Genomic DNA, 16740 nt, shown 5'->3' with positions numbered 1-16740 from the left:
GACTCCGCAGCCCTCTGGACACCTCCGACAGCACTCGCCCTCGCGAAGCCGGTGTCGACCCGGGCGGCGACGTGTACGGCCGCCTGCTTGCCGCCCTCCTGGTGGCCGGGAACGAGGCGGTCTAGCTTCAGTAGTTATGGGCAGACGGCAGGCGTGACTCAGATGTGCCTCGAGGTGGTCGACTTCGCCGAGGTCCGCCTCGGCTCCCGCGACGACGCTGCCGAGGACATCACAGCCATGTCCGGCGGGGACGGCCCCAGGTCGAGCGACCTGCGCGCAGCCCACTGACCCACGACGCATTTACGCAGAGCGTCAGCCAGGGCACGGCCTGCCCTGGAGCAGCCCAGGCGCCCGAAGTATCTCGGGATTCCGACTCGCATCTGACCAATCGCTTCTTTTGACAATGCCTTGCATTTTTGGGTCGCGTGCGTCAGCGTGGCAGGCGACACATCAGGGATGTCAGACCGGGCTAGTTGCGGGGGAAGAGGGCTTCACAGTGCGCATCAACGCTGCAGGTGTGGCGCTCCAGCTAGGCGTGGTCACCCCTAGGTCGACGTCCCTTTCCTCTCTGTGCGTTGAGCACGAGACATTGAAAACACCCCCGGGAAGCACGCGCAATGAGCCGGATGGAGATGCACTCATGAGGAACAACGTGCGGGACCTAGTGCCCCCTGACGGCGCCAGGAACCGACCCTACGGCACCGTGGTGACGTCGAATGTCAAGGTGGGGGGCTGACATGGCAGCAGCGCTCGAGCTCCGCAACCTCGGCGTCCACCTGCAGACGCTCGACGGGGAGGTCCAGGCGGTTCGGGACGTGTCCCTGAGCGTAGCGGAAGGCGAGATCGTCGGCCTGGTCGGTGAGAGCGGCAGCGGCAAGTCCGTCACGTCGCTGGCGATCATGGGGCTGCTCACTCCGGGCCTGAGCCGCACGACCGGTTCGGTCCTGCTCAACGGCCGCGACCTCCTCACCCTGTCGCCGACTGAGCGCGCCGCGGCGCGAGGCCGCGAGATCAGTATGATCTTCCAGGAACCAATGACGGCCCTCGATCCGCTGTTCCGCATCGGGGACCAGATCAGCGAGACGATCCGGGCACACCAGAAGGTCTCCCGGCGTGCTGCTGCCGACCGAGCGTTCCAGATCCTCACTGACGTCGGCATCCCCGACGCCGCGTCGCGCCTCAAGGCCTACCCCCATCAGCTCTCCGGAGGTATGCGCCAGCGGGTCATGATCGCCATGGCCCTGGTCTGCGAACCGTCGGTCCTCATCGCCGACGAACCCACCACAGCACTCGACGTCACGGTGCAGGCCCAAATCCTCCGACTGCTTCACCGGCTGAGCCAGGAGCACGGGACCGCCGTCCTGCTGATCACCCACGACCTCGGGGTCGTCGCAGAAACCTGCAGCCGGATCCACACGATGTATGCCGGCGAGATCGTCGAGCAGTGCAGCGTCGATCAAGCATTGGCCGGCCCGAAGCATCCGTACACATCAGGCCTGATCCAGGCGATCCCGCGTAGCGAGAGGCGTAGGCAACCGCTCTTTGCCATCCAGGGCCGGGTTCCCGCGCTGACGGCGATGCCGCCCGGCTGCCGTTTCCAGCCCCGGTGCTCCCATGCCCTCGAAGAGTGCCTCGCACCGCAACCAGAGATCCGGACCGGCGACCGCGGAGTTCGTTGCTGTCGCCAGGACGAGCTCGCGCTCGCCGGTGCCGTCCCCCAAGAGCAGCGATGAGCACGCAGCCGATGACCGCCACCGGCCACAGCAATCCGTCGGCCTTGCTCTCGGTCGAGAACCTGGCGGTCCACTACAAGCTTCCCGGCCAGTCCGAGCCCCTGCGCGCCGTGGACGGCGTCTCCTTCGAGATCGGGACCGGCGACGTCTTCGGACTCATCGGAGAGTCCGGCTCCGGCAAGTCGAGCGTCGCGAAGGCCGTGATGCGACTGGCTCCGATCGGCAGCGGTTCAGTCAGCCTCGGCACGACCCGTCTCGACCAGCTCAAGGGCAAGGAACTGCGCCGCGCACGCCGGCGCGTGCAGATGGTCTTCCAGGACCCGCACGAGTCGCTCGACCCACGGATGACGGTGTTCCAGGCGGTCGCCGAACCGCTCAAGCTCGGGGGCAGCCGGGTGGCCAGGAGCGAGCTGAGGGCCCGGGTACTCGACCTCCTTCACCGGGTCGGCCTAGACGAGACCCACCTGGACCGTAAGCCCCACGCCATGTCCGGTGGACAGAAACAGCGCGTCAACATCGCCCGGGCGCTCGCCCTGGAGCCCGAGTTGTTGGTGTGCGACGAAGCGGTCTCCGCACTCGACGTGTCGATCCAAGCGGGCATCATCAACCTGCTTCTCAGCCTCCAGCAGGACCTGGGCATCTCGGTCCTGTTCATCTCCCACGACCTCGGCGTGGTCTCGCACCTAGCCGACCGCGTCGGGGTGATGTACCTGGGCCGGCTTGCGGAGATCGCTCCGGTCGAATCGCTCACGTCCCGACCACGGCACCCCTACACCGAGGCCCTGCTGGCCGCCGAACCGGAAGCGCGCCCGTCGACCCATCGCACGCCGCAGACCCCGATGGTCAGCGGTGACGTCCCGAGTGCGGCCAGTCCCCCGTCGGGGTGCCGGTTCCGGACCCGCTGTCCGTACGTCGCGGAGCGGTGCGCCGAGGAACAGCCCTCCCTGCGGCACATCGACGACGACACGTTCGTCGCCTGCCACCGCGCCGAAGAGCTCACGTTGACCGGGAGGAGAGCATGAAACGGCTATTGGTGGGACGGGTCCTCGCCTTGATCCCGACGGTGCTGCTCGCCAGCTTCGGTATCTTCGTGCTGGTCCAGCTGGCTCCCGGCGACCCCGCCATCGCGATGGCCGGCGAAGGCGCGACGACTGGGCAAATCGAGGCCATCCGCGAGCAGCAGGGCTTCGACCAGCCGATCCTGGTCCAGTACTGGCACTGGCTGACCTACGCGCTGCACGGCGACCTGGGGACGTCGATCACGTCGGGAACCAGCGTGGTCAGCGAGATCAGCCGTACGCTGCCTCCCACGCTCACCCTGGTCATCGGCGCGCTGGGCGTCGCGATCACCCTGGGTGTCGCTGCCGGAGTCGTCTCGGCCCGCCGCGCGAACCAGCCGGTGGACACAGTGATCACCTCGGCCTCCGCGGCCGGCGCCGCGATGCCCAGCTTCTGGCTCGGCCTCGTGCTGGTCTCGGTGTTCGCGCTGAACCTCGGATGGTTCCCTGCGACCGGGTTCGTCGGCTTCAGCACCGACCCGGGGCTCGCCCTCCAGCATCTGGTCCTGCCCGCGATCGCGCTCGGGATCGCGGGGGCGGCGGAGATCGCGCGACAGCTCCGCGCGGTGCTGATCGAAACCCTCGCCTCGGACCACGTCCGCACCCTGCGGGCCAAGGGCCTCCCTGAGCGGCAAACGGTGTGGCGGCACGCGTTGAAGGGCGCTGCCGTGCCGCTGATGACGGTGATCGGCCTGCAGGTGAGCCGCTTCCTGGGCGCCACAGTCGTCGTCGAGGCCGTCTTCGGCATCGCGGGCATCGGCAGCCTGGTGGTCGGCGCAGCGCAGAACAAGGACTACCCGGTCGTGGAGGGTGTAGTTCTCGTCATGGCTTTCATGGTGATCCTGACCAACTTCGTGGTGGACGCGTCATACAGGATCTTCGACCCGAGGATCCGAACATGACCGATATCCAGACTCCTGTTCCGGTCGTCGCCTCCGCAGCGGCAGAGACCAGTCCGTCATCCCGGCGCCGCCGTAACAGCGTCCTGTACCAGTGCCTGTGGGGTGACACCCGCTCGCGGCTGGCGACGTGCTTCCTGATCCTGCTCGCCGGGTTGGCCCTCCTCGCGCCGCTGACCGCGCGGTACTCCCCCTCGGCGCAGGACTTCGAACCGTTCAACGGTATCTCGTGGCAGCACTGGCTCGGGACCGACGACCTCGGCCGGGACGTGTGGGCGCGCCTGGTTCACGGAGCGCGGGCGTCGATGACGGCCGCCTTCATCGCCGTGAGCCTGGCGCTGGCGATCGGGGTGCCCGTCGGCCTGCTGGCCGGCCTGCGTGGTGGCTGGGTCGACGCGGTGCTGATGCGCATCGCCGACACACTGCTGTCGTTCCCCGGCATCGTCATCGCGATCGGGATCACGGCGGTTCTGGGACCCGGGCTGGTGCACTCGATGACCGCGGTCGGCATCGTCTTCTCCCCCAGCATCGCTCGCGTCACCCGCGGACAGGTACTCGTGGTCAAGGAGCGGGTCTACGTCGATGCGGCCGTCACCTTCGGCAGCCCCAGTTGGCGCACCGCACTGCGCCACGTCGTACCGAACTGCATGCAGCCGGTCATCATCCAGACCACGTTCATGCTCGGTCTCGCGGTCATTGCCGAGGCGAGCCTCTCGTTCGTCGGGCTGGGCGTGCAGTATCCGGACCCGAGCTTCGGAATCATGCTGCAACGAGCGGCACAGTTCATCTCGAGCAACCCGGCGGGCGTCTACCCGCCCGGCCTCGCGATCGCCCTGACGGTTCTGGCGTTCAACACCCTCGGCGACTCGTTGCGGGACGCGCTCGACCCGGTCGCCAGTACCCGGCGGCGCCTGAAGGGATCCTCCCCCCGGGTTCTCGGACGCAAGGGCACCCGCAGGGCACGACCCCGGGCAGGCCGCCTCGCCCGGACTCAGAAGCGTGCCGAGGCACCGACTCGGTCCGCACCACTTACCTAGCAGGAGAACCACGGACGTGAACGACACCCAGCATCGACCGGGCACCGAGATGTTTCCCGCGCTGCTCGCCGAGCGGGCTCAGCGTGCAGGAAGCGACATCTGCCTCATCGAGGCCGAGACCGACCACAGCGTCACCTTCCACGAACTGAACGAGGACGCGCGACGACTGGCCCAGGGACTGCGCGGCCTCGGCGTCGGCGCGGGCGACACGGTGGCCACCATGCTTCCGCACTCGGTGGACACCTACCGGATCTGGTTCGGGCTGACGCACCTGGCCGCGCTGGAGGTGCCGATCGGGACCAAGTACCGCGGCAGGATGCTCAAGCACATCCTTCAGGACTCGGGCGCCCGGGTCCTGATCGTCGACGAGGCGCATCTCGCCGAGCTCGCCCCGGTTCTCGGCGACGGCGATCTCCCGACGCTCGCCACGGTGATCGTCAGGGGCGCCGGCACGGCCGAGGTTCCGGGCGGCTTCGACGTCCGGTCCCTGGACGACCTGCGCAAGGCCGCCGACGTCGAGCCCCTGCCCGAGCGGGAGGCGGTCGCCCCGCACGACCTGGCCATGGTGCTCTACACCTCCGGCACCACCGGGCCCTCGAAAGGGGTGCTGATCCCGTGGGGGCAGATCCACGCGACCACGCTCGGCGCGTTCCCGGACGGCACCTTCGAACCCGGCATGGTGATCTACGGGCCGTTCCCGCCCAACCACGTCGGTGGCCGGCTGTTCCCGTGCCTCGGGATTCTGCACGGCGTCCCGGTCGTCCTGCGGAACACCTTCAGCGCCTCCGCGTTCTGGGTCGACATCCAGAAGTACCGCTGCACGACCACGGCGTTGGTCTCGGCGATGGCCTCGATCCTGTGGAACACCCCGGTCAACGAGCACGAGGCCGACAACCCCCTGCATGACGTGCTCATGGTGCCACTGATCGCCGAGTACGACCGGTTCCAGCAGCGTTTCGGCGTCCGGGTGTGCACCGACTACAACATGACCGAGACCAGCATCCCCCTGCACAGCGGCTGGGACTTCGAGGACTGGCGCAGCTGCGGTCGGGTCCGTCCGGGCTACCCGGGTTACGAGCTGAGGATCGTCGACGCGGACGACAATCCGCTCGGACCCGGCGAGGTCGGAGAGCTGGTGTGTCGCACCGACGCGCCGTGGACCCTGAACGCCGGCTACCTCGGCCGTCCCGACGCCACCGCTGAAGCCTGGCGCAACGGCTGGTTCCACACCGGGGACGCGTTCCGGTACGACGAGCAGGGGCAGTTCTACTTCGTCGACCGCACCAAGGACGCCATTCGCAGACGCGGCGAGAACGTCTCCTCCTTCGAGGTCGAGCGCGAGGTCCTCGACCATCCCGACGTGATCGACTGCGCCGCGATCGGCGTTCCCTCCGAGCTGAGTGAGGAGGACATCAAGGTGTTCGTCGTCAAGCGTCCCGGCTCGGAGCTGACCGAGGCGCTCCTGGCCGAGCACGTACGGGAGAAGGCAGCCTCGTTCATGGTGCCTCAGTACATCGAGTTCCTCGACGCGCTGCCGGTGACCGAGGCGACCAACAAGGTCAAGAAGTCCGAACTGCGCGCCCTCGAGGCGCAACGGCGCGAGCAGGCGAGCTCGCTCACGGCTAGCGGATCGGCGGGCTGATCGTGGTTCCCACCATCCCCTCGTCTGCGGGCGCCGGGCGTCCGGGCACGCTGAGCGTCGATCGTTTCGGGTACACCGGACCGGTGAGCGGCACGAACATCGACCCGCCCCCGCACTACTTCCGCGGCACCGAGATGGCGACGTTCGACTTCGAGACCGACAGCGCTGCGGCAGCGGCTCTCGTGCCCGAGGGTCTGGTCCTGGCTCACGAGCCGGCCCGGGCCAGGGTGATGTTCGCCGACTTCACGTTCTCCACGCTGGGTCCGTACCGGGAGGCGATCCTGGCGATCTCCTGCCTGTGGGAGGGGCGCCGGGTGCTGTACTGCCCGTACCTGATCGTGACCGGTGATGTCGGCCTGATCGCCGGGCGCGAGATCTGGGGTGCACCGAAGCTCCTCGGCGACATCGGCTTCACCCGCGCGAACGCTGTGATCAGCTGCCACGTCGACCGGCCGGCGGGTCTCAACCGAATCGCCACCGGCGTGATCAGGCCGCGGGATCCGCTGGTGCCGCGTGGTGGCGAGGATGTCCCGATGGTCTTCCTCAAGGTCATCCCCAGCCCGGAGCAGGGCGCTGCGCCGGAGGTGTGCGAGCTGGTCGAGGTGACGATCGAGAGCAGTGTCCATCTCGGCAGCGACGGGCGTCCGATGCTGTTCAGCGGGCCGGGCAGCCTCTCCTTCGACTCGCGGTCCCCGGCTGACCCTTGGGCCGCGCTGCCGGTCAACCGGATGGTCCACGCCACCTACGGCCGGTTCGACTCCGTACTCAAGCACGGCCGCGTGCTGCACAGATACGACACGGCTGCCGAGGCGAGCCCGTCCACCTCGCCGGTGTTCCCGCGCCGATAGTGCGGTCAGCTTCTCCGCACCGATAGCGCGGTCAGCCTCTCGGCATGCATCGACCTGTCGTCCGGCTGCCCGAAGCCGGACACGAGAGAAGGAACTCCGCGGATGGATCTGTCTCCCGACGGGCTCGGCGCCCGTACGACCCCGGTCGTCCTCGCCGAGCGGGCCGTCACCGAACCGACCAGGACCTGCCTGGTCGAGGCCGAGACCGGAGCTCGGATCACCTACGCCGAACTCCATGCTGACGCGAGCGCGTTGGCCGACCGGCTCGAAGAGCTGGGCGTCAGCCCTGGCAGCACAGTCGCCACGATGCTGCCGCACTCGATCGACACCTACCGGATCTGGTTCGCGCTCGCGGCGCTGGACGCGGTGGAGGTCCCGATCGGCACCCGGTACCGGGGACGCATGCTCGAACACATCCTCAGCGACTCCACCGCACAGGTGCTCATCATCGAGGCCGGGCTCCTTCACGAGCTGCAACGGAGTCCGGAGCTCACCGCGGTGGCGGCGCGGCTGAGGGCCGTGATCGTCCGCGGCGAACGGCCTCCCGGTCTCCGGCTGGGTGAGGCCTCGATCATCGGCCTCTCCGAGCTTGCTCAGCAGGGCAGGTTGACGTCCTCACCTTCACCCGCACGAAGTCACCGTCCCGCGGCCTCAGACCTCGCCGCGGTCATCTACACCTCGGGGACGACCGGGACGTCCAAGGGCGTCCTGGTTCCCTGGGGCCAGGTGCACGCCACCGCCATGGGTACCTTCCCTGACGGAACGCTGAACCGCGACAAGGTCATCTACGGGCCGTTCCCGCCGAACCACATCGGCGGGCGCCTGTTCGTCTGCCTGGGCATCGAGTACGGCGCGCCGACCGTCATTCGGCACGTGTTCAGCGCTTCGGCCTTCTGGACCGATGTCGAGAGGTACGGCTGCACCACGGTGGGCCTGGTCTCAGCCATGGCCGCGATCCTTCACCAGGCGCCGGCGACCGAGCACGACGCGGAGAACCACCTCGCCGAGGTCCTGATGGTGCCGCTCGTCGCGGAGCACCGTGACTTCGGGGTGAGGTTCGGCGTGCGGGTGTGCACCAGCTTCAACATGACCGAGGTGAGCATCCCGCTCGTCAGCGACTGGTCGGTCGAGGACTGGCGCAGCTGTGGTCAGGTGCGCTCGGGGCATCCGGGCTACCGGGTGCGCGTCGTCGACGAGCACGACCAGCCACTGGGACCCGGACAGGTCGGCGAGCTGGTGTGCCGCACCGACGTTCCGTGGACCCTGAACGCCGGCTACCTCGGCCGTCCCGACGCCACCGCTGAAGCCTGGCGCAACGGCTGGTTCCACACCGGGGACGCGTTCCGCTACGACGATCACGGGCGCTTCTACTTCGTCGACCGCGCGAAGGACGCCATCCGTCGACGTGGTGAGAACGTCTCCTCCTTCGAGGTCGAGCGCGAGGTCCTCGACCATCCCGACGTGACCGGCTGCGCCGCGATCGGCGTTCCCTCCGAGCTGAGTGAGGAGGACATCAAGGTGTTCGTCGTCCGGCGCGCGGGCGCGGAGGTCGACGAGGCGGGACTGATCGCGCACGTCGCGGCGAAGGCCGCGAGCTTCATGGTTCCTCGCTACGTCGAGTTCCTCGAGTCCCTTCCGATGACAGAAGGGACCAACCGGGTCAAGAAGGCCGAACTCCGCGATCGGGAACGGCGACAGGGCGCCGGCACCCCCTCCTGACCGAGCGTCGGGTCGCACGGTCGAGCCCATTGTGACGATCATCTTCAAATAAATGTTGAGATCTTTTGACAACCACTTACATTTTACGAAGATGTACGCCAGTGTGGCAGAGCAATGACGCACCGGCGGGCTCACAGCCCCGAGCGCGTCGGCGAAGCCATGCAGAGCATCCCGGCGCACGGGAACAAGACCCAGGAGGATCGATGACGCAGGCAGCTACGGACACGGTGATTGGTGGCCTTCAGGACGCCCGGGTGCTGGTGACCGGCGGTGGCACCGGGATCGGACGGGCCACGGCGCTCGGATTCGCCCGGTCCGGAGCGAAGGTCGCGGTGCTCGGCCGTCGTCCGGAGCTCCTGGAGAAGGTGGTCGCTGAGCTGCAGGAGCTCGGTGCCGAAGCGATGCAGGTGGTCGCCGACATCCGTGACGAGGAGTCGGTCAACCAGGCCTTCGCCGAGATCGAGGCCGCCTGGGGCGGTCTGGACGTGCTGGTCAACAATGCCGGTGGTCAGTTCCCGAAGCCCGCGCTGGAGATGTCGGTGCGGGGCTGGCGTTCGGTGGTCGATCTGAACCTGAACGGGACGTTCATCTGTTCCCAGCGGTTCACCCGGGCCGCGGTGGAACGTGGTGAGGCGGGGCGGATCGTGAACGTGACCACCGCCGCCGCGCTGCGCCCCTCCCGCGGGCTCGCCCACTCGACCAGCGCCCGCTACGGCGTGATCGCCCTGACCCGTTCGCTGGCACTGGAGTGGGCCGAGCACGGGGTCACCGTCAACGCGGTCGCCCCCGGCATGATCAACACTGCCGGCTTCGTGGAGGCCGAACTGCACGGCGACAGCAGCCACGTCGACCAGCTGGCGCACGCCGTGCCGCTCAAGCGGGCCGGAACCGCCGAAGAGGTCGGCGGCCTGATCGTGTTCATGGCTTCCCCCTCGTGCGCGTACATGACCGGCGAGACGGTCCTGCTCGACGGCGGCTACGTCCTCGGCCCCGGCATGCACCTCGACGAGAGCGGTGTCTTCGCCTGACCCGCACGCGAACCGCTCCGACAGCGGTCGCCGTTCAGCAGTGGCCCCCTCGCGCCAGCGGGCCGGCCCCACCCGACCGACGAAAGGCTCCACGATGCAGTTCTTCCACTTCAACGTCGTCTGCTCGGACTTCGACAAGTCCTACGACTTCTACACCAAGGTCCTCGGGATGACCCCGCTGACAAGTTCGAACGCCGGCACCGCCGGCGGCGGCCGGGAGTCCTCCGACATCCGTCCCGGTGAGGGCCGTTCCCGCCCCGGCGACGGCAAGCAGATCGCAGAGCTGCTGGGTTACGAGGGCTCCGGCGACTACCGCGGCTGCTTCCTCTACTTCGGTACGCACCGCTCCGGCGGATACATCGACCTGCTCGAGTGGGACGACAACCTGCCCCCGGTCGAGCGGAACCCGCGCAACGTCGGTCTCTCCCGCGTCGCCATCCGCGTCGACAACATGGACGAGGAGCTGGCCCGGCTCAAGGAGCACGGCGTGCCGCTGCTGAGCGAGCCCAAGGAGCTGACCCTGGGTGTCACCAAGGTCCGGGTCGTCTGCTTCCGCGACCCCGACGGCGTGCTCCTGGAGTACCTCGAGTTCGTCGAGCAGCGCGCCTGGGGCGAATGACCCCTCCGGGTAGCCCGGCGACAAGCCTGGCACCCAGAGGTCCAACCCCTTCCCCCCGTGCAGTGACCACGCCTTCTGTTGACTAGGAGTCAGTTCCATGCCCGAGGCAGTGATCGTCTCGACCGCCAGGTCTCCGATCGGACGAGCCGTCAAAGGATCCCTCAAGGAGATGCGCCCCGACGACCTGACCGCCCAGATGGTGCAAGCCGCCCTGGCGAAGGTACCCGGCCTGGACCCCCGCGACATCGATGACCTGATCCTTGGCTGCGGTCAGCCCGCCGGCGAAGCCGGCAACAACCTCGGACGCGCGGTAGCCGTCCTCGCCGGGATGGACCACCTGCCCGGTGTCACCGTCAATCGCTACTGCTCAAGCAGCCTGCAGACCACCCGAATGGCCCTGCACGCGATCAGGGCCGGTGAGGGCCAGGTCTTCATCTCGGCAGGTGTCGAGACCGTCAGCCGGTACTTCAAGGGCAACGCCGACGGCATGCCCGACACCCAGAACACGCTCTTCGACGAGGCGCAGGCTCGCACCGACAAGCTCGCCGGCGGGGGTCAGACGTGGGTCGACCCGCGCACCGAGGGCCTCCTGCCCGACCTGTACATCACGATGGGGCAGACCGCGGAGAACGTCGCCCAGCACGCGGGCATCAGCCGGGCGGACCAGGACGCGTTCGGCGTGCGCAGCCAGAACTTGGCCGAGGCCGCGATAGCCAGCGGCTTCTGGGCACGCGACATCACCCCGGTGACGCTGGCCGACGGCACGGTGACAAGCACCGACGACGGCCCCCGCGCCGGCGTCACCCTCGAGGCCGTGTCCGCGCTGCGGCCGGTGTTCCGGCCGGACGGCACCGTCACCGCGGGCAACTGCTGCCCGCTCAACGACGGAGCCGCGGCGTTGGTGGTCATGTCCGACACCAAGGCCAAGCAGCTCGGCCTCACCCCGTTGGCCCGGGTGGTGAGCACCGGTGTCTCCGGCCTCTCCCCCGAGGTCATGGGCCTCGGGCCGGTCGAGGCCTCCCGCCGGGCACTCGCCCTGGCCGGCCTGACCATCGACGACATCGACCTGGTCGAGATCAACGAGGCGTTCGCCTCCCAGGTGATCGGCTCGGCGCGCGAGCTCGGCATCCCCGAGGACAAGCTGAACGTCAACGGCGGCGCGATCGCGATCGGTCACCCGTTCGGCATGACCGGCGCGCGCATCACCAGCACCCTGATCAACTCGCTGCGGTGGCACGACAAGCAGTTCGGCCTGGAGACCATGTGCGTCGGCGGCGGCCAGGGCATGGCGATGGTCCTGGAGCGGCTCTCGTGACCGGCCGGCACGCGGGCAGGACCGCGATCGTCACCGGCGCCAGCCGCGGCATCGGCCTGGCCATCGCCCAGCAGCTCGTCACCGAAGGCGCCAGGGTCGTCATCACGGCCCGGAACAAGGACACCCTCGACGAGGCCGTGGAGCAGCTCGGCGGCCCGCAGCACGCCCTGGCCGTCGCCGGCAAGGCCGACGACCCGGCCCACCAGGACGACGCGATCCAGCAAGCACTGAGGTCCTTCGGCAGGGTCGACTTCCTGGTCAACAACACCGGGATCAACCCGGCGTACGGTCCGCTCGTCGACCTCGACCTCGGCCTGGCGCGCAAGATCGTCGAGGTCAACTGCATCGCGGCGGTCTCCTGGGTGCAGAAGGTGCACCGGGCCTGGATGCGGGAGCACGGCGGCGCGATCGTCAACGTCTCCTCGATCTCCAGCGTCCGCACCGCACCGGGGATCGGCTTCTACGGCGCCTCGAAGGCGATGCTGAACTCGATCACCGAGCTCCTCGCCGTCGAGCTCGGTCCGGACATCCGGGTCAACGGCGTCGCGCCCGCGGTGGTAAAGACGAAGTTCGCCATCCCCTTGTACGACGGCCGCGAGGCCGAGGTCGTCCAGGCCTACCCGCTGGGGCGCCTGGGCGAGCCCGAGGACATCGGGACCGCGGTCTCCTTCCTCCTCTCCGACGACGCCGCCTGGATCACCGGGCAGACCGTCCCCATCGACGGCGGCATGTCCCTGACCGCGGGCCTCGAGTAGCCCCGCCCGGTCCTCGAACTCGCACTGATGACAGGAATTCGCATGAGCACCACAGCCCGAACCGACACCCGCGTCGCCATCGTGACCGGCGCCGCCCGCAACATCGGCGCCGTGGCCGTCCTCGACCTCGACGCGGACGCGTGCGCGCCCGTGGTCGCCGAGATCGAGACCGTCGCGCTGATGGTGCCGTGATGAGCAGCGCGGACCTGCAGCGTCGCATCGAGGATTTCCTCGCGGCCCACGACCCGGCCACGACCGATCGGACGGAGTTCCTCCGGTCCCGGTACGACGCCGGACTCGCCTGGATCTCCTATCCCGAGGGTCACGGCGGCCTCGGCCTGCCTTCAGTGTTGCAACCCGAGCTGGACCGGCTCTTCGCCGAGGCCGGTGCCCCGGACAACAACCCGCAGGCCAACACGATCGGGCTCGGGATGGCGGCCCCGACGATCCTCGCCTTCGGTACCGAGGAGCAGAAGCAGCGATACCTGCGACCGCTGTGGACCGGCGAGGAGGTCTGGTGCCAGCTGTTCAGCGAGCCCGGCGCCGGTTCGGATCTCGCCGCGCTGGCCACCCGCGCGGTGCGAGACGGCGACGGCTGGACGGTGAACGGCCAGAAGGTCTGGACCTCCAGCGCCCACCTCGCCCGGTTCGCGATCCTGGTCGCACGCACCGATCCCGACCTGCCCAAGCACCGCGGCATGACGTATTTCCTGTGCGACATGAACGACCCGGGGGTCGACGTGCGCCCACTGCGGCAGATCACCGGCGAGGCCGAGTTCAACGAGGTCTTCCTGACCGACGTCCGGGTCCCGGACACGCAGCGCCTGGGGGAGGAGGGTCAGGGCTGGGCCGTGGCCAACGCGACCCTGAGCAACGAACGCGTCGCGATCGGCGGGAGGGCCGCTCCCCGCGAGAGCGGGATGGTCGGGGTGGTGGCACGCACCTGGCGTGAGCGCCCGGAACGCCGGACGCCGGAGCTGCACGACCGGCTGCTGCGGCTGTGGGTCGACGCCGAGGTCTCCCGCCTCGCCGGCGCACGGTTGCGCCAGAAGCTAGCGCAGGGGCAGCCCGGGCCGGAGGGATCAGCGATGAAGCTGACCTTCGCCCGGCTCGCCCAGCAGCTCTCCGGCCTGGAGCTCGAGCTGCTCGGCGAGGACGGACTGCGATTCGACGACTGGACGATGACCCGCCCCGACCGGGTGGACCTCCTTGCCCGGGACGCGGGCTACCGCTACCTGCGGGCGAAGGGCAACTCGATCGAGGGCGGCACCTCGGAGATCTTGCGCAACATCGTCTCCGAACGGGTCCTGGGCCTTCCGCCGGAGCACCGCGTCGACAAGGACATCGCCTGGAAGGAGCTGGCCAAGTGAGCGAGCTTGATCTGTTGTACACCGAGATCGAGGACGACCTGCGCGCGAGCGTGCGAAGCCTGCTGGCGGCGCGGTGCGACCCGGCGGCCGTGGTCGCGATGTACGACGGCGACCGGTCTCTGGTCGACGACCTGTGGAGTTCCCTGGCGGCGGACCTGGGCCTGGCCGGCCTGCTGGTGCCGGAGGAACGTGGCGGACAGGGCGCCTCGGCGCGCGAGGCCGCGGTGGTCCTGGAGGAGCTCGGGCTGAGCATGGCCCCGGTTCCGTTCCTGACCAGCTCGGTGATTGCCACGACGCTGCTGCTGCACACGCGCTCCGGGCTGCTCGGTGCCGTCGCCGCCGGGGAGCGGACCGCGGCCCTGGCCGTGCCGTGGTCCACGGCTGTCTCCGACGCCCTCCCGGCGCTGCGGCTCTCCGGGGAACTCGTGACCGGCTCGGTCACGAGTGTTGCCGGGGCGCTGGAGGCCGACGTCCTGCTGGTTCCCGTCGCGACGCCGACCGGTGTCGCCGTCTACGCGGTGGAGGCTGCGGCGGCCTCGGTCGCCCCGGTCGTCTCCCTCGACATGACGCGCCAGCTCGCCGACGTCAGCTTCGACTCGGCCCCGGGCACCCTCGTCCTCGCCGAAGCCGAGGCCGAGGCCGCGATCCGGGACGCAATCGGCGCCGGCGCCTCCCTGCTCGCCTCCGAGCAGCTCGGCGTCGCGCGCTGGTGCCTCGACACGACCGTCGCCTACCTCAAGGAGCGCCGCCAGTTCGGGCGGGTCCTCGGCGGCTTCCAGGCGCTCAAGCACCGGCTGGCCGATCTGTACACGGGCGTCGAGTCGGCCGCCGCCGCCGCGCGCTACGCCGCCGCGGCTCTCGCGGAGGACGGCTTCGACGTCCCGGTCGCGGCCGCGGTGGCCCAGGCCTACTGCAGCGACCTCGCCGTCGCGGCCGCGGAGGAAGCGGTCCAGCTCCACGCGGGTATCGGCATGACCTGGGAGCACCCGGCTCACCTGTACCTCAAGCGCGCCAAGTCCGACCAGATCGCGCTCGGCACGCCGGGCGGACACCGGGTTCGCCTGGCGGCACTCGTCGACCTGCCGCGGTGAAGGCCACTCGTCATACCCGCACCCCTCACCTCGTCACTGACAGGGAGCACCACTCATGATCATCGGAGTCTTGAAGGAAGCGCGGTCCGGTGAGACGCGCGTCGCGGCGACCCCGGAGACTGTCGGGCGGCTGCTCGGCCTCGGCTATGAGGTCGTCGTCGAGCAGGGCGCCGGGCTGGGGTCGGACTTCTCGGACCGGGCCTACTTCGAGGCGGGCGCGAGCATCGCTCCGACGTCGAGCGCCGATGTCGTCCTGGGCGTCAACGCCCCGTCGCCCGATCAGCTGGCCGCGCTCAAGCCCGGCGCGACGTTGGTCAGCATCCTCGGCCCGGCGCTCGACCCGGCCCTGGTCGAGGACCTGGCCGGCAGACCGATCACCGCGCTCGCGATGGACGCGGTGCCGCGGATCTCGCGCGCACAGTCCCTGGACGTGCTCTCCTCAATGGCGAACATCGCCGGCTACCGCGCGGTCATCGAGGCAGCCCACCTGTTCGGACGGTTCTTCACCGGCCAGGTGACGGCCGCCGGAAAGGTGCCGCCGGCACAGGTCCTGGTGGTCGGGGCAGGCGTCGCGGGGCTGGCCGCCATCGGCGCCGCCGGCAGCCTGGGTGCGGTGGTCAGGGCCACCGACCCCCGGCCTGAGGTGGCGGACCAGGTGCGCTCGCTCGGCGCCGAGTTCCTCTCGGTCGCGACGGCACGGGCCGACGAGAACAACGTCTCGGCCACCGGCTACGCCACCCCGATGTCCGATGACTACAGCGCCCGGGCCGAGAGGCTCTACGGGGAAACCGTGCCGGGCACCGACATCGTCATCACCACGGCGCTGATCCCGGGACGGCCCGCCCCTCGCCTCATCACCGCCGAAATGGTGACCGCGATGCGCCCCGGCAGCGTGATCGTCGACATGGCCGCCGCCAACGGGGGCAACGTCGAGGGCACCGTGCCCGGTGAGGCCGTGGTCACCGAGAACGGCGTGACGATCGTCGGCTACACCGACCTGGCCGGACGTCTCCCGGCGCAGGCCTCGCAGTTGTACGGCACCAACCTGGTGAACCTGATCAGGCTGCTGACGCCCGGCAAGGACGGGGAACTCGTCCTCGACTTCTCCGACGTCGTCCAGCGAGCCATGACCGTGGTCCGTTACCAGGACGGGAAGAGCGAGCTGACCTGGCCGCCGCCTCCGGTCCAGGTCTCGGCAGCCACCCCCTCCCCGGCGGCCGTCTCACTCGCACCGGTCGCGGCTGCCGATGAGAAGGCGCAGTTGAGCGTGGGACGTCTTCTCGGCGGCGTGCTTGCCGCGGCGACCGTGTTCTTCGCGCTCGTCGCGCTCGCACCGCCGGCCCTGGAGCCCCACTTGGTGGTGTTCGCCCTCGCCATCGTGATCGGCTACTACGTGATCGGGAAGGTGCACCACGCGCTGCACACACCGCTGATGTCGGTGACCAACGCGATCTCGGGAATCATCGTCGTCGGAGCGATGCTCACCCTCGTCGACGACGCGCGCACCGTGGTCGTCCTCGCCACCGCCGCGACTCTGCTGGCCTCCGTCAACGTCTTCGGCGGCTTCGCCGTGACCCGCCGCATGCTCGCGATGTTCTCGCGCAGCTGACCCTTTCGTCCTGGAGT

General features: G+C 69.3%; 16 protein-coding genes. All 16 read left to right on the top strand.

What is annotated here, in order from left to right:
- Positions 1-153 precede the first annotated feature (153 nt).
- The 16 genes from LRD69_RS29375 (at position 154) to LRD69_RS29300 (ending at position 16723) form a co-directional block, all read left to right on the top strand.
- Positions 154-288, top strand: coding sequence for a hypothetical protein (locus LRD69_RS29375; protein ID WP_277329547.1), 135 nt, complete (start codon positions 154-156; stop codon positions 286-288).
- Between the two features lie 449 nt (positions 289-737).
- Positions 738-1733 (top strand): ABC transporter ATP-binding protein, encoded by a 996-nt coding sequence (locus LRD69_RS29370; protein ID WP_277329546.1) that lies wholly within the window; start codon positions 738-740, stop codon positions 1731-1733.
- Positions 1730-2755: an ABC transporter ATP-binding protein gene (locus LRD69_RS29365; RefSeq protein ID WP_277329545.1), complete on the top strand. Its 1026-nt coding sequence runs from the start codon at positions 1730-1732 to the stop codon at positions 2753-2755. The genes LRD69_RS29370 and LRD69_RS29365 overlap by 4 nt, the downstream gene beginning before the upstream one ends.
- Positions 2752-3693 (top strand): ABC transporter permease, encoded by a 942-nt coding sequence (locus LRD69_RS29360; protein ID WP_277329544.1) that lies wholly within the window; start codon positions 2752-2754, stop codon positions 3691-3693. Before LRD69_RS29365 ends, LRD69_RS29360 begins: the two co-directional genes overlap by 4 nt.
- On the top strand, positions 3690-4727 hold the full coding sequence (locus LRD69_RS29355; RefSeq protein WP_277329543.1) for an ABC transporter permease: 1038 nt from the start codon (positions 3690-3692) through the stop codon (positions 4725-4727). Before LRD69_RS29360 ends, LRD69_RS29355 begins: the two co-directional genes overlap by 4 nt.
- Before the next feature lie 16 nt (positions 4728-4743).
- Complete coding sequence (locus LRD69_RS29350) at positions 4744-6369, top strand: AMP-binding protein (protein WP_277329542.1); 1626 nt, start codon at positions 4744-4746, stop codon at positions 6367-6369.
- A gap of 83 nt (positions 6370-6452) precedes the next feature.
- The gene (locus LRD69_RS29345) at positions 6453-7217 is read left to right on the top strand and encodes an acetoacetate decarboxylase family protein (protein WP_277329541.1); all 765 of its coding nucleotides are present in this window, start codon (positions 6453-6455) and stop codon (positions 7215-7217) included.
- Between the two features lie 102 nt (positions 7218-7319).
- Positions 7320-8936: an AMP-binding protein gene (locus LRD69_RS29340; RefSeq protein WP_277329540.1), complete on the top strand. Its 1617-nt coding sequence runs from the start codon at positions 7320-7322 to the stop codon at positions 8934-8936.
- Positions 8937-9139: 203 nt separating this feature from the next.
- Entirely contained in the window at positions 9140-9964 is an 825-nt protein-coding gene (locus LRD69_RS29335) for an SDR family oxidoreductase (protein ID WP_277329539.1), read from the top strand.
- A 94-nt stretch (positions 9965-10058) separates the two neighbouring features.
- On the top strand, positions 10059-10583 hold the full coding sequence (locus LRD69_RS29330) for a VOC family protein (protein WP_277329538.1): 525 nt from the start codon (positions 10059-10061) through the stop codon (positions 10581-10583).
- A gap of 97 nt (positions 10584-10680) precedes the next feature.
- Complete coding sequence (locus LRD69_RS29325) at positions 10681-11898, top strand: acetyl-CoA C-acetyltransferase (protein WP_277329537.1); 1218 nt, start codon at positions 10681-10683, stop codon at positions 11896-11898.
- On the top strand, positions 11895-12653 hold the full coding sequence (locus tag LRD69_RS29320; RefSeq protein ID WP_277329536.1) for an SDR family oxidoreductase: 759 nt from the start codon (positions 11895-11897) through the stop codon (positions 12651-12653). The genes LRD69_RS29325 and LRD69_RS29320 overlap by 4 nt, the downstream gene beginning before the upstream one ends.
- A 42-nt stretch (positions 12654-12695) precedes the next feature.
- Positions 12696-12845 (top strand): hypothetical protein, encoded by a 150-nt coding sequence (locus LRD69_RS29315; RefSeq protein WP_277329535.1) that lies wholly within the window; start codon positions 12696-12698, stop codon positions 12843-12845.
- Complete coding sequence (locus LRD69_RS29310) at positions 12842-14023, top strand: acyl-CoA dehydrogenase family protein (protein WP_277329534.1); 1182 nt, start codon at positions 12842-12844, stop codon at positions 14021-14023. The genes LRD69_RS29315 and LRD69_RS29310 overlap by 4 nt, the downstream gene beginning before the upstream one ends.
- Positions 14020-15114 (top strand): acyl-CoA dehydrogenase family protein, encoded by a 1095-nt coding sequence (locus tag LRD69_RS29305; RefSeq protein ID WP_277329533.1) that lies wholly within the window; start codon positions 14020-14022, stop codon positions 15112-15114. Before LRD69_RS29310 ends, LRD69_RS29305 begins: the two co-directional genes overlap by 4 nt.
- Positions 15115-15169: 55 nt before the next feature.
- Positions 15170-16723, top strand: a complete 1554-nt coding sequence (locus LRD69_RS29300; RefSeq protein ID WP_277329532.1) for a Re/Si-specific NAD(P)(+) transhydrogenase subunit alpha — start codon at positions 15170-15172, stop codon at positions 16721-16723.
- The last annotated feature ends 17 nt before the right edge of the window (positions 16724-16740 follow it).

It is taken from the genome of Streptomyces sp. JH14 (assembly GCF_029428675.1).
Taxonomy (GTDB): domain Bacteria; phylum Actinomycetota; class Actinomycetes; order Streptomycetales; family Streptomycetaceae; genus Streptomyces.
The sequence above is the reverse complement of the archived record's forward strand: the minus strand, read 5'-3'. Positions and strand labels throughout refer to the sequence as shown.